Here is a 13849-nt window from a genome sequence, read left to right on the forward strand (position 1 = left end):
CTGCCATTATCAAAGAGCCATGATGAAGCCTCGGAGCGGAACAATGCCCAGACGTGGTGGGCCTTTCGCTTCGTCGCAGTTCTGCACCAGCTTTGGTGGGGTGACACCCATGCCCTTCCATCGAGTCGCGCGCTCCGCGGGCCACCTGCTAATTGCTCTCTGTCTTCTTGCGCGCCGTTCCTGGCGCCGAGCGCCTTTCGTCCTGTCACATATCCCCTGGCTTGAGAGCGCGCGCGATCTCTAGGTAGCCGGCCAACCTCGACGACATAAGGCTCGAATATGGCTCCCATGTCATGGGAGTGAACGCCTTCCGGCGTCCGCGCCCAAGCAGCTGCTTGCGGCGGTAACCGAGGCGCCGGTTACCGCATCGTGTCGTCGGTAAAAAAGCGACGTTGCGCTCTCTGCTTTCACATCCGGGTATGCCGAAAAGTCCGTCGGTCAAAAGTCGACCAGCGGCGTGTCCACGATCTGGTGCTCGAATAGCAACCAGAACGACGATCCCCGGGATTCGGAGTACCAATGCTCAAAAATCGCAAGGGCCTCGCCGATATTGGTGGCGGGTTCGTCCTCGGGCAGCTTCGCAGCCTGGAACAACGCAAGCGCAACGGGGCCAAAATGCGTGATCGCTTCCGTGCGCGCCTCGCTGTCCGCGTTCCAGCCGAGCCGCAAGCGCAGGACGGCCAAAGCGCTGGCCACGGCGATCTCCTCACTTTCGGCTGAGGCCACGGCGTCCGAGATCGCCTGCATGAGATTGAGCCGCCTGAAGGCGAAAGCGCGCTCCTGTTCCAGAACCGCGATCTGATTGGCCGCTTGTCGCCTGAAGCTTGCCTCGGTTGTCCTGGCGGTCTCAGCCGTCGTTTTCAGGTCATTCAGAAAGGAAGCCGTCGGGTTCATCTTGGCTCACTAGGATGGCGGAAGAGAGTGGGAGTCGAACCCACCAGAGACCGACTCGCGGCCCCTCCCGGATTTGAAGTCCGGACGCCCCACCGGGGACGATGCTCCTCCAGAAATTTGCGCCATCGGCGGCTCACCCTCGCCTGTCAGGCGGAACAGGTCCAGCCTGCGCCTGTTCAGACGGCGCAAGTCTCCCCGCCGCAGCGTCACGCCGTGCCGATCGAGAAATTCGAGGATATGGATGGCGATCTTGCGTCCGCTGCCCACGCGATCGCGAAATTGAGCAGCGGTGAACTCGTCTGTGGGCATCGACGCAGCGAGGTCGCGCGCGATCTCCACGATCTGCGCCAACGCCTCGCGCTGGAAGAAGTGGTCATGAGCGACCTCATGGACCTTCCCCATGCGGCCGGCAAGCTTCAGAAGTCGCCGGATTTCCGTCGCCGGCGCGGCCAGCACCTCGGCAATATCCCACACTCTCGGCGGATGGAACCGTTCGGGTCCGCCGATGAGAGGCTGGATCTGCAGCCAGAAAGTTTCATCCTTTGCCGTCAGGTGCGCCTCATGACCGGGCAGCCGCACCCAGGCGCCGTCCAAGGCAACTTCTCCAGCGTGCGAAAGGCTCCGCAGAACTGCTATGAAAGAGGGGGCCGGCAGACGTGGATCAAGCCCAATACGCAGTCTCTCCATTCCTACGCCCGGCAAATCCGGATTGTCGGCATGGAAGTTCTCCAGGGTCGCGGCCAAGTCGCGCTTGAATCGCAACCAGCGCTCCGGCGACAGCACGAGGTGCATTTCTCCGACGGCAAAACGGACAAGCCCGAGTTGATCGATCAGGCCTTCCGTCTCGCAGTCACTGAGCGCCCTGTCGCGCGCGAAAGCCTTCAGGTCGAAATAGTGGGGCGGCGCATCAAGGAGTGCGGCGGCGGCCAGTTCGGGCGCCAATAGCGCATGGGCATCGAGTTGGACCAGCCGTTCCGGCGCGCGGCGTTTGCGGCTGGGCGCCCGCAGATCGAGAAAATGTCCGCCGCCGATGGTTCGCTGCGCGGAGGTGTCGCGCACCACGTAAACGTCTCCGGCAGTGGCCGCGATCGGACTGTCCAGCACCAATTGAACATTGGCCGTGCCGCCAGGCCCGATCGGTTCGTCTCCGAGGAGTACGATGCGTGCCCCCACCTCCGTCGCGGCATGGTGGAGCCGCACCGGAAACCATTGGCCGATCGGCTTGCGTTCACCCGGCAGAACGCGAAGGCTTGCATCGATCCGGTCCGACGGCGCGTGAAGCTTCGGATCGACAATTACGTCGCCGCGCTGGATCGCCTCCTTGAAAACCCTTTCGCCGGTCAGATTGAGCGCGCAACGGTCTCCCGCCCGACCACGTTCAGTCGGCCGGTTCTGGGCGTGGATCGATCGAACCCGCGCAAGCAATCCTGACGGGCTTACAACCACGTTGTCCCCAGTACCGAGAGAACCCGAAAGCACGGTGCCCGTCACGACGGTGCCCACGCCGCGCAGCGTGAACGAACGGTCCACCGCTAGTCGAAAACGGCCCGAGACTGCACGCCGGGCAAGATGCGACGCCTCCTCGACCAAGAGATACCTGAGTTCATCGATACCTTCGCCTGTAACGACCGAGACGGGAATCAGGGGGGCCTCGGCAAGCATCGTCCCGGCAAGCACCGAGCGGATATCGCTCGCCACCGCGGTGCGGCGCTCGGGACCGGCCAGATCGCATTTCGTGAGCAGGACGGCGCCGCGCTTGACACCGAGCAGGTCGACGATGGCGAGATGCTCCCGGGTTTGCGGCATGACGCCGTCGTCGGCGGCCACCACGAGCAACACGAAGTCGATGCCGCTGGCGCCGGCGAGCATCGTGTGTACGAAACGCTCGTGGCCGGGAACATCGACGAAACCGATGCTATCCCCACCCAGCACCGGCAAATAGGCGAAGCCGAGATCGATGGTCATGCCGCGTGTCTTTTCCTCCTGCAAACGATCGGTGTTTATACCGGTCAGCGCATGCACCAGCGCAGTTTTGCCATGATCGACATGTCCCGCCGTGCCGACGATCATGATGCGGTCTCCGGCAACGGCGCGGCGGCGCGACGCTCGGCCTCGGCGGCATCGCCCGCGCTCAATTCGGCCCGCACCGCAGCCAGATAGCGGCGGGCAAGGGCGCTGCCGCCTGCCTCGGCACGCAGGAGCCAAACCAGCGCCTCGACCGCGTCAGCCGGCACGCCCGTACCAAGATGGCAGGCGGCGCCGAGCATTGCCTGCCCTTCGGCGTCTCCTCGCATGGCAGCACGGCGCCACCAGCGGACAGCCTCGTCCGGATCGCGCGGCACGCCGAGCGCATTGTGATAAAGCATGCCGATCCGGGTCATAGCGGATGCGATGCCCTGATCGGCCGCGGCAAGCGCCCAGCGTCGCGCCTCGCCGGCATCGGGAGCCATCACTTCGCCCTCCAGCAGCATCCAGCTCAGCATATCCTGCGCCGGTCCGTCGCCAGTTTCCGCTGCGGCCCGATAGAGCTCGGCCGCCCGGCGAAAGTCCTGCTCGACGCCTTCGCCGCGGAAATAGAGCGACGCCAAGTTCCTTTGCCCGACAGGATCCCCTGCCTCGGCGGCGAGCGCCAGCCAGCGAAAGGCCATATCCGCATCACGCTCGACGCCGAGCCCTTCGGCGAAGCAGGCGCCGATATTGTTCTGAGCGCGGGCAACGCCCCGGTGAGCCAGCGGCTCCCATATGGAGAGAGCCACGGCATGATCGCCTCGCCGCGCGGCTTCGAGGGCCTCGGTCATGCGTGCGGCCACAGGCCTCTCGGCTGGGCGGCGCGCAAGGCGGTCAAGCCAGCGCATCGGTTCCTCCCGGATTTAAGCCGGCTAGATTGGCGACGAAGTTCGCCTCGTCTTCCAGGCAGCGGAAATCGAGCACGAGCGCCTGGTTTTCGATGCGCCCGATCACGGGGACGCCCAGCCCACGCAGCGCAGCCGCAAGCGCTTCGAGCGACCGGCCGCTCCCTGAGCGCGGCTTGAGAGCAAGCCCGGCGCTTGGCACGGTTTCGAGCGGCAGCGCGCCGGATCCGACTTGGCTCCGGCACTCCAGCGTGTCGACCGCAAAGGCTTCGCCCACGGCGTCAGCAACCAGGGGAGCAAGGCGCTTTGCCTGCGCTGCAATCTCCCTCACCGAGCGCGAGAGCAGCCTTAGCGTCGGCAGGCGCTCGGCCAGGCGGTCGGGGTCGCGGTAGAGCTTCAACGTCGCCTCGAGCGCGGCCAGACGAAGCTTGTCGACCCTGAGCGCCCGCTTCATCGGGTTGCGGCTGATCGCTGTGAGCAGGTCCCTGCGGCCGACGATGAAACCCGCCTGCGGACCGCCAAGCAGCTTGTCGCCGGAGAATGTGACGAGATCGGCGCCGTCGGCGACCGCCTCGCGCACGGTCGGCTCGCGCCCAAGGCCGTAGCGGGCTAGATCGACCAGCGTGCCCGAACCGAGATCATGGACCAGCGGTACCCCATGCGCCTTTGCGATTGAAGCGAGCTCGGGTGCCCGGATCTCGGCCGTGAATCCTTCGACCCGGTAGTTCGACGTGTGCACCTTGAGGATGAGCCCGGTCTCCGGGCCGATCGCCGCGACATAGTCTTTGCGATGCGTGCGGTTGGTGGTGCCGACCTCGACAAGCCTGGCGCCGGCGCGCGTCATGATCTCGGGCATCCGGAAAGAGCCGCCGATCTCGATCAACTCGCCTCGCGAAACGATCGCTTCGCGACCGAGCGCCAGCGTGTTGAGCACGAGAAGGACGGCAGCCGCGTTGTTGTTGACGACGGTTGCATCCTCGGCTCCGGTCAGCTCGCAAACGAGCGATCGAAGATGATCGTCCCGTTCGCCGCGCTCGCCTTTCTCGACATCGAATTCGAGAGCCACCGCTTCGCGCATCGCCAGCCGAACAGCCTCGACCGCCTCTTTCGCGAGGAGGGCTCGTCCGAGATTGGTATGCAGCACCGTTCCGGTCAGGTTGAAAACGGGGCGCAGGGAAGAGCGTTCGCCGTCCCTGAGCTGCACGAGCGCGTCGCCGGCAAGATCGTTTGCCTCCGGCACGACGGCTGCGGCATTGCGGGAGGCCATTCGCGCATCGGCGACGGCTCGGCGAATGGCCTCCGTCGCGGCCTGCCGTCCGAAGCGCTCGATTGCGGCCGCCGCCAGCGGGGTCCTCAGCACTTGGTCGACCGACGGAAGATTGCGCAAAGGGTTTGCGGATGAAGCGGTCATCGTATCCTCAATAGCCAACAAGGAACGGATTGAACGATCCGCGGCGATGGCCACCCTCGCGGACGAGCAGGTCGAGGCCGAGCGTCGCCACGTCGTCGGCGACCGGATCGAGAGCCGGATCCTTGTGCTGGTACAGGATCTTTACATAGCAGCCGCATGCATCGCAGGTCTCGGCCTTGACCGTGCCAGGGCCTCCCTCGATTTCCTGATAGCCTATCCCCTTGGTCGAGCCGCACAGCGTACATTTGACACGGACGTGGTTCCACAATGTTCCACACAGCGCGCAGACGCAGAACCGCGCCCCGTGTGCGCCGTGCCAACCGACGATGATCGAGGATACGGGCGGCCCACCGCAGGCCGGACAGGCGCCGTCGGCAACCGGAACCAGCTTCGAGCTGTCGAGACATGCCGCGAGGCGGGCAAAGTGAACCTGCAGCGCGGCCGCGACATAGACATGCTCGGCAAGCGCGTTCATTGGGATCGCATCGGTGAGCACATTGCGCGCCATGGAGTCGACCCCGGACGCATCGATATTCGCCAGCCTGTCTAAGGCGGCTGCGGCCGCTTCGGGTTTTTCGATCGTGGCTGCCACTTCGAACAGGCGGCCGAGCGTCATTCCAAGGGCGGCATCCGAAGTGGATTGGCTGCGATCGAGCGGCGGCATACCGAAGGTTCGTGCGCGCTCGCGCGCCTCCGCGGTCGGCAATTCGATCTCCGGCAAGCCGTCCTGGATGCGGTGCTGCGCATCCGTCAGTGCAGAAAGGAAGCGGAGATAGGGGCCGAGCTGGTGGTCATCCGCCAACACATCCAATCGCTCGGAGCGGCGAATGAACAAGGTCCGCGGATCAGGCAGGCGCGCAAAGGGTGGGGCCGAGACCTCGCCGATTACAGTCGGGTCAGGGCGTGACGGATCTTGTTGCTTTGGCATTTCAACCTCACGAACCTCACGGGCCACGTGGTCGGCTTGATACTGCTCCAGAGCAATTCCACCAAAAGTGTGTAACGGTTTTCCGTCCGGAATTGCGTAAAAACAAATACCCGCTCATTCGGCGGGATTCGATCCCGAACGTCCGTCCGGTTTGCCTGCGACCAGTTCACGCAGCCATTTGCGATGATGCCGCCAAGCCCAGCCGCCGGTCACCCGTCCGCGCGTCATGGCGGGAATGGTGCCGCGTACCCAGATGGCCGAATAGAAATGGATAATCCAGACGCCGATGATCGCCACGGCAGCGATCGAATGAACAAGCAGCGCCACCCGCTGCTGGCCGATCGTGGTGTAAGCGGCGAAATATTGTTGCCAGATGACGATGCCGCTCGAAATCAGGATGATGATGAGGATCGACATTGACCAGAAGACGAGCTTCTGGCCGGCATTGTACTTGCCGACGTCGGGAACGTTGTCCTCGTGATTGGACAATACGTCACGGAAACGGGCGAGCCACGTTCCGTCCTCGGGCCTCCACAAATTGGCCTTCCAGAACCGAAGGAAAAGCCCAAGGAAGCTGAAGAAGAGCAAGACGCCGATCCATGGGTGAATGAAGCGCGTGAACTGGCCGCCGCCAAACAGCCCCGACAGGAAGAACAGGCTCGGGTGAAACATGGCAAGGCCGGACAAGGCGAGCAGGATCAGGCTGGCCGCCGTGATCCAATGGTTGATCCGCGCGCTCACCGTGTAGCGGTCCACGATGACTGGCTTGCCGGGATGTACCTGCTCGTTCGGCTTCACGTCATATGCGGCCATCGTTGTCGCCTTCCGTCAGCTCTTCGGCATGCTCCTCATCCGCCTCGGAGACCCTGTTCGGTCCCATCACCAGATGGTGAAGCAGGCCGACGCCGGCCGCCACGCCGAGAATGGTGAGGCCGGCATATTTGGTCACGCCCTTCCACGCCTCCACGAGCGGACTGATCTTCGGCTCCTTCGGCAGACCAGAATAGAGTTCCGGCTGGTCGGCATGGTGCAGCACATACATCACATGCGTCCCTCCGACGCCGGGCGGATCGTAGAGGCCGGCGTTCGAATAGCCGCGCGATTTCAGGTCCTTGATGCGGCCGTCGGCGTGCTGTTTCATCTCGTCTTTTGTGCCGAACACGATTGCCTGGGTCGGGCAGGCCTTGGCGCAGGCTGGTCCCTGGCCGACAGCCACGCGGTCGGAGCAGAGCGTGCATTTGTAGGCCGTGTGATCGACTTTGGAGATGCGCGGAATGTTGAACGGGCAACCCTTGATGCAATAGCCGCAGCCAATGCAGTTCTCATGGACGAAATCGACGATGCCGTTCGAATACTGCACTATGGCGCCTGGTGCCGGACAAGCCTTGAGGCAGCCCGGGTCAGCGCAGTGCATACAGCCATCCTTGCGGATCAGCCATTCGAGTTCGTTTGTCTCGGGATTGTCCCATTCGCTGAAGCGCATCAGCGTGAACATGTCCGGCGTCAGATCGGCAGGATTCTCATAGACGCCGGCATTGAAGCCGATCTCCGGATGCGTGTCGTTCCACTCGATGCAGGCCGTCTGGCACGCCTTGCAGCCGATGCATTTCGAAACATCGATGAGCTTGGCGACTTCCCTCAATTGCTGCTCGGGCGCGGGAACCGTCGAGGCAGAGCGGCGGATGAGGTCCTTGTCGGAAAAACGCGGTGCGGTATCCGTCGTCGAAGGATTTGGAAGTGGAGGAAACATCGCTTACTCCTCCTACGCTACCGGCCCGGCGATGGGCTCGATGTTGACAAGGAACGCCTTGTATTCCGGCGTCTCGATGTTGGCGTCACCGACAAAGGGGGTGAGCATGTTCGGGCCAAAGCCTTTCTTCGCCGCTCCCGTGAAGCCCCAGTGCAATGGTATTCCGACGATGTGGACGGTCTTGCCATCGCAGGTGAGCGGCCTGATCCGCTTGGTCACCATGGCCTTCGCCACAACGGAACCGCGCTTCGACCAGACGCGCACCCAGCCGCCTTTGGTGATGCCTTTCTCGGCCGCAAGCTGTTCCGAAATTTCCACGAAAAACTCCGGCTGCATCACCGCATTGGTGATGACGTGCTTGGTCCAGAAGTGGAAATGCTCGGTTAGTCGGTAGGAGGTCGCCGCGTAGGGGAACTCCTGCGAAGCCGATTCGGCGAACTGGGCCATATCTCCTTCGAACACCCGCGCTGCGGGGTTGCCGCGAACTTTGGGAGCTATCGGGTTCGCGATGGGTGACTCGAATGGCTCGTAATGCGCCGGGAATGGTCCGTCGCGCATCATGCCCCGGGTAAAGAGGCGCGAGACGCCTTCCGGATTCATGATGAACGGGCCTACTTGATCGGGCTTTGCCGTTGGCAAGATGTCGGGGACATCGTAGCCCGACCACTTCGTGCCGTCCCATTCAATCACCTTGCGGCTTGGATCCCAAGCCTTTCCGGTGAGGTCAGCCGACGCCCTGTTGTAGAGAATGCGGCGGTTGGCGGGCCATGAGAACGCCCATTTGGAATAGGCGCCGGTTTCGTCAGGATCGGTGGTGTCCCGCCTGGCCATGTTGTTGCCGTTTTCGTTGAAGCAGCCGGAATAGATCCAGCAGCCGCAGGAGGTGGAGCCGTCGTCGCGCAGCGCGGCGAAGCCCGGCAAGAGCTTTCCGGCCTCGGCCAGCACCTTTGTCGGGTCGGCCGTGTCGGTTACCCTGGCGAGCGCCCTGCCATTGATCTCCTGGGCAAGCTCCTCGGCCGTCGGATCGCCGGGATCGGCATAAGGCCAGTTGAGCTTGACGATCGGCTCGGCGAAGGCGCCGCCTTCCTTGGTGTAGAGCTCCTTCAGGCGCAGATAGAGCTGCGCCATGATCCAGGTATCGCGTTTGGCCTCGCCGGGGGGCGTGCCGCCGGCCCAATGCCACTGCAGCCAGCGCCCCGAATTGACCAGCGAGCCGTCGTCCTCGGCGAAGCAGGTGGAGGGAAGCTGGTAGACTTCCGTCTGAATCTGCGACGGATCGACATCGTTGTACGGCCCGTGGTTCTCCCAGAACCGGCCCGTCTCCGTGTCCAACGGATCCATGATGACGAGGTATTTGAGCTTCGAGAGGGACTCGATCACCTTCTTCTTGTTCGGAGCTGCCTGTAGCGGGTTGAAGCCCTGGCAGAAATAGCCGTTCATCTTGCCCTGGTGCATCAGCTCGAAAGCCCGCAGCAGATCGTAGCCCGGCAGGTCGAGCTTCGGCAGGTAGTCGTAGGCGAAGCCGTTCTCCGGCGTTGCCGCGTTGCCCCACATTGACTTCTGGAAGCTTACGAAGAACTTCCTGTAGTTCTGCCAGTAGCTCATCTGGTTCGGCCGGAGCGGCTTGAAGCCTCGGGTCGACATGTAGGCTGCCAGATCGACCTCCTTCTCGGTCGGCAGCGTCAGATAACCGGGCAGCAGGTTCGACATCAGCCCGAGGTCGGTCAGCCCCTGGATGTTGGAGTGACCGCGAAGCGCGTTCATGCCGCCGCCGCGTATACCAATATTGCCGAGAACAAGCTGCAGCATCGCCATGGCGCGGATGTTCTGCGAGCCCTTCGAGTGCTGGGTCCAGCCGAGCGCGTACATCGAGGTCATCGCCTTGGTCGGAGACGACGTCTCGGCGACCATCGCGGCCACCTTCAGGAACCGGTCCTTCGGTGTGCCGCAGATGCGCTCGACCATCTCCGGCGTGTAGACCGCGACATGCTTCTTGAGCAGATTCCAGACGCAGCGGGGATTGGCCAATGTCGCGTCGACAACGGCAAAGCCGTCCGTGCCTATGTCATAGTCCCAACTGGACTTGTCATAGTCTCGCTTCGCTTCGTTATAGCCGGAGAAGAGGCCGTCCTGATAGGTGAAGCCCTCCTTGACGACATACGTCGCGTTGGTGAAGGCCTTCAGATAGTCCCATTGCACCTTATCGTTCTGGATGCAGTAGTTGATCAGCCCGAGCAGCAAGGCGATGTCCGTTCCCTGGCGGATCGGCGCGTAAAGATCCGACACCGAAGCCGAGCGCGTAAAGCGCGGGTCGACGACGATGAGCTTGGCGCCGCGGTTGGCCTTCGCCTCTGTGACCCATTTGAAGCCGCAAGGATGCGCTTCCGCGGCATTGCCGCCCATGATGACGACGAGATCCGTGTTCTTGATGTCGGTCCAGGAATTGGTCATTGCGCCGCGGCCGAATGTTGGGGCGAGACTCGCCACCGTCGGGCCGTGTCAGACACGTGCCTGGTTGTCGAACACCAGCATGCCCGCGCTGCGGACCACCTTGTAGGTCGCGAACGCGGTTTCATTGGTCGAAGCCGAGGCGGCGAGGAAGCCGGTGGTGATCCACCGGTTGACCGTCACGCCGTCATTGTTCGTCGCGACGAAGTTCTTGTCGCGATCGTCCTTCATCAGGCGGGCGATGCGGCCGAGCGCGTCTTCCCAGCTTATCGGCTCGAACTTGTCCGAGCCCGGTTTGCGGATCATCGGATGTTGCAGACGGGTCGGCGACTTGACAAATCCGAGCAGGGCCGACCCTTTGGGGCACAAGGTGCCGCGATTGGTCGGATGATCAGTGTCACCCTCGATATGGGTGATCTCGGCCGGCTCGCCCTTTCTGAGATCGCCCTTCGAATACAAGATTATGCCGCAAGCCACCGAGCAGTATGGACAGGTGTTGCGTGTTTCGGTGGTGTTCGCGAGCTTGAAGGGCCGTATAGCCGCCGCGTGTGCGGCCTCGCTATCGCCGAAGCCGAGGGCTCCAAGCGTAGTACCGGCGAGACCCGCGCCTGCTGTTTGCAGGAACGCGCGTCGAGAAAGATCGATGTTCATGGGTTCCTCCCGAAGCCGGTGCCCCACAAGGCAACTCGAACCAACGGTTCAATCCGAGTAACTAGTCTCGGACCAAATAAAATCAATGCCAAAGAACGAGGTGCGTACGGTGCAGCAAAAGTGCCCCTCCGAACCGCCTTCCTGCAACAGGTTTGTGCCCGCAAATCGGCATTGTGTATTATTGTTGAATACTCTTGTCATCTTTTCGTGACCGCGACTGCGATTGACGAAAACGAACGCATTACCATACTGTAAAGCGTGGCGATGAAACAGCTCCCGCGGGCCGGGGCGCCTTTCGATCGATACCCAATGACGGCGATGCCTCGCACGCCGGATACGGTGCTTGCCTTTCCTAACTTAATGAAATCCGCTGAGAGCAAGCGTGCTCCAAACGCGCCGTGCGTTGGCGCGGTCGTATTTTCCATTCCGGTTGACCTTGATCCCTACTAAAGCGTGCCAGCAGAGGAGGCTCGACGACTATGGCAATCGCCCTCTCGCCCGAAATAACCGATGCGCCCGTTGTGCGCCTGACCAGCCTCGCCCATGGCGGCGGTTGCGGCTGTAAGCTGGCACCGTCAGTGCTGCAGCAGCTTCTCGCTAATCCGGCGGCTGCCAGTCCCTATCATCAGCTTCTCGTCGGCACGGAGACCGGCGACGATGCGGCAGTCTGGCAACTCGACGGCGCGACTTGCGTCATCGCGACCACCGACTTCTTCATGCCTATGGTAGATGACCCCTACGATTTCGGCCGGATTGCCGCAACCAACGCCCTGTCCGATATCTATGCGATGGGTGGCCGGCCGATCATGGCGCTGGCGATCCTCGGGATGCCTCTCGACAAGATCCCGACGCTCATGGTCCGCGAAATCCTGAAAGGTGGCGAAGCTGTCTGCGCCGACGCCGGAATCCCGGTTGCAGGTGGCCACTCGATCGACTCGCCGGAGCCGATTTATGGCCTCGCAGTCATCGGCACATGCCGACCCGGAGATATCCGACGCAATTCTGACACCAGGCCGGGTGACGCCTTGATCCTGACGAAAGGGCTCGGCGTCGGCATCTACTCCGCCGCCATCAAGAAGCAGGCGCTTTCCGAGAGCGGCTATCGCGAAATGATCGCCTCCACCACCCTTCTCAACCGGATCGGATCGGAGCTGGCGCAGGACGCGAGCGTCCACGCCGTCACCGACGTGACCGGATTTGGCTTGCTCGGACATGGCCTCGAGATGGCACGCGGTGCCGGGTGCACGCTGATAATTTGCAGCCACGACGTGCCGCTCTTTTCCGAAGCTGCCTCGCTCGCGGTCGACGGCCACGTTACCGGCGCATCGCGGCGCAACTGGGCGAGCTATGGCGACGCGGTAAGCTTACCTCCCGGCATGCCCGAGTGGCGACGCCATCTTCTCACGGATCCACAGACTTCGGGCGGGTTGCTGGTTGCTTGCGAGACCGACGACGCAGCGGCGCTCGTCGAGAGGATCGTCGCGGACGGCTATCCTTCGGCTCGCATCATCGGCCATGCCAGGCCCGGCGCGCCGACAATAGTAGTAGAGGCCTGAACGGCCGCTCCGCTTCCCGCCAGATGACGGGGCGCCCTCCAGTTCGCGGCACTCCACCTCCTGCCACCAATGGATCGGCAGGCAAAGACGCCGCCTGCCCTGTCCACGCTGGATTGGCGGCGGACGCTGATCCGTCTCGACCGCTTTCGGCCGCGTCGGCCGTTTCGCTAGATCGCTTCGCCCGGCTTATGGAAGTTCGATCTCGCCGTCCACCACGTGGTTGAGGCCGGTGCCTTCCGCCGTCAGCGTCATGCGGACCTTCAGCTTCTTGCCGCCGATTTGCCCTTCGCGCACCGTCTCCTCGATCTTGCGCTGGGAGGTGACGCCGACTTCCTTCAGGAACTTGCGGATCGACATGTTGACGGCGTCTTCGCTCATGGCGGAACTCCTCTGTGTCCGGAAGGGATTGTAAGGGAAGGTAAGGGATCAAGGAAGCAGGACGGTGACGCACGGTTTTATTGAAATAGACCTCGAGCCGGGAGGAGACGTCGGGTCCTTAACTTGATCGACCTCTGGCAGGAGGAGTGGAACCGATCGACGTCTTGCGCAGAAGGAGCACTATGACGGCCATCTCGGCCTTGATCTGACCGATCAGGAAAAGAGTGATCTGATCGAGTACCTCAAATCGATCTGATCAGCACTCGGCGCTTCTTTGGGTTCGATTGGGAGGAAAGATCATTAAAGAAGATCGTGGTGAGATAAATTGCGGGTCGGCACAACGTGAGCCAGGCCAAGCGCTGTCTCGCCGGACATTTCTTAAGGTGTCGACGACCGGCGCGGCGATTTGCCGGTGCAGGTGGGCTTGCTTCCTGCATGACAGGTCAGCCTGCGGCGCGCGGCGCCGAAACAACCCCAAAGCCTGTGGCGCTTTATTAGGATGTTCCAAACAAAGGTCGCCGCCGCGCCGGGTGCACCCATTTCCTGAAGCCGAATGCATCCGAGATTGTCGCGGGTGAAATCAGCCCCGATGGTTGGTGCCGCTTTTACAAAACACGGCCTGCCTGATCGGCAGAGCCCAGCGGAGACTTTTGTTGCCTGCTGCGCTGCGAGTGATGGTCTGCAGGCATCGCGTCGAGGATGTCGGGTCACATTAGGCATTCGACAAGTCCGGAGTCAGAGCCGAAGTGATCGACGACCTTTCCAACGTTTGCGTTCGCGATTGACCCCTCCCGGTCAAGCAACCCAAATATCAGCGTTCCTCTGGCGGCTTGACGTTCTGGAACTGCATCAGTAGCAGCAGATCATAAATGATTTTGAGTGTGCCGCAGATCAGGAGGGGCCAAGCCCGGAACGAGGCAGCGAACAGAGCGCCCGCCAGGGCGGGACTGGCTGCGGCAGCCAAACTGCGCGGTACCGATG

Annotated in this window: 9 protein-coding genes, 1 tRNA gene and 2 pseudogenes; 1 reads left to right on the forward strand and 11 read right to left on the reverse strand. The window is 62.5% G+C overall.

The annotated features are described in order from the left end of the window. Positions 1 to 438: 438 nt before the first annotated feature. The 9 genes and pseudogenes from NKI24_RS29780 to fdnG form a co-directional block, all read right to left on the reverse strand. The gene (locus tag NKI24_RS29780; protein WP_352451688.1) at positions 439 to 747 is read right to left on the reverse strand and encodes a hypothetical protein; all 309 of its coding nucleotides are present in this window, start codon (positions 745 to 747) and stop codon (positions 439 to 441) included. 162 nt (positions 748 to 909) lie between these two features. After that, positions 910 to 1005: transfer RNA gene (locus NKI24_RS29785), tRNA-Sec, on the reverse strand. A 123-nt stretch (positions 1006 to 1128) separates the two neighbouring features. Next, positions 1129 to 2964, reverse strand: a pseudogene (selB, locus tag NKI24_RS29790) (selenocysteine-specific translation elongation factor); the annotation flags it as partial. Continuing rightward, positions 2961 to 3749, reverse strand: a complete 789-nt coding sequence (locus tag NKI24_RS29795; protein WP_352750140.1) for a tetratricopeptide repeat protein — start codon at positions 3747 to 3749, stop codon at positions 2961 to 2963. The pseudogene selB and the gene NKI24_RS29795, both read right to left, overlap by 4 nt. Then, a complete protein-coding gene (gene selA / locus NKI24_RS29800) occupies positions 3736 to 5157 on the reverse strand; it encodes an L-seryl-tRNA(Sec) selenium transferase (protein ID WP_352750141.1) in 1422 nt (473 codons plus the stop codon). The genes NKI24_RS29795 and selA overlap by 14 nt, the downstream gene beginning before the upstream one ends. 7 nt (positions 5158 to 5164) lie before the next feature. Further along, complete coding sequence (fdhE, locus tag NKI24_RS29805; protein ID WP_352750142.1) at positions 5165 to 6085, reverse strand: formate dehydrogenase accessory protein FdhE; 921 nt, start codon at positions 6083 to 6085, stop codon at positions 5165 to 5167. Positions 6086 to 6199: 114 nt separating this feature from the next. Next, complete coding sequence (locus tag NKI24_RS29810) at positions 6200 to 6898, reverse strand: formate dehydrogenase subunit gamma (RefSeq protein WP_352750143.1); 699 nt, start codon at positions 6896 to 6898, stop codon at positions 6200 to 6202. After that, entirely contained in the window at positions 6885 to 7835 is a 951-nt protein-coding gene (fdxH, locus tag NKI24_RS29815; RefSeq protein ID WP_352750144.1) for a formate dehydrogenase subunit beta, read from the reverse strand. Before fdxH ends, NKI24_RS29810 begins: the two co-directional genes overlap by 14 nt. Positions 7836 to 7847: 12 nt before the next feature. Then, positions 7848 to 10934 carry a formate dehydrogenase-N subunit alpha gene (gene fdnG / locus NKI24_RS29820; protein ID WP_352750145.1) on the reverse strand — a complete coding sequence of 1029 codons (3087 nt, stop codon included), beginning with the start codon at positions 10932 to 10934 and terminating at the stop codon, positions 7848 to 7850. Positions 10935 to 11413: 479 nt separating this feature from the next. On the opposite strand from fdnG, the gene selD reads away from it, so the two are divergent. After that, a complete protein-coding gene (gene selD, locus NKI24_RS29825) occupies positions 11414 to 12490 on the forward strand; it encodes a selenide, water dikinase SelD (protein ID WP_352750146.1) in 1077 nt (358 codons plus the stop codon). 186 nt (positions 12491 to 12676) lie between these two features. Here selD and NKI24_RS29830 read toward each other — a convergent pair whose 3' ends face one another. Both NKI24_RS29830 and NKI24_RS29835 read right to left on the reverse strand, forming a co-directional pair. Then, positions 12677 to 12868 (reverse strand): DUF6494 family protein, encoded by a 192-nt coding sequence (locus NKI24_RS29830; protein WP_023679340.1) that lies wholly within the window; start codon positions 12866 to 12868, stop codon positions 12677 to 12679. Positions 12869 to 13679: 811 nt separating this feature from the next. Further along, positions 13680 to 13849 (reverse strand): annotated as a pseudogene (locus NKI24_RS29835) (MFS transporter); the annotation flags it as partial.

This window comes from Mesorhizobium sp. M0701 (assembly GCF_040320365.1).
Lineage (GTDB): Bacteria > Pseudomonadota > Alphaproteobacteria > Rhizobiales > Rhizobiaceae > Mesorhizobium.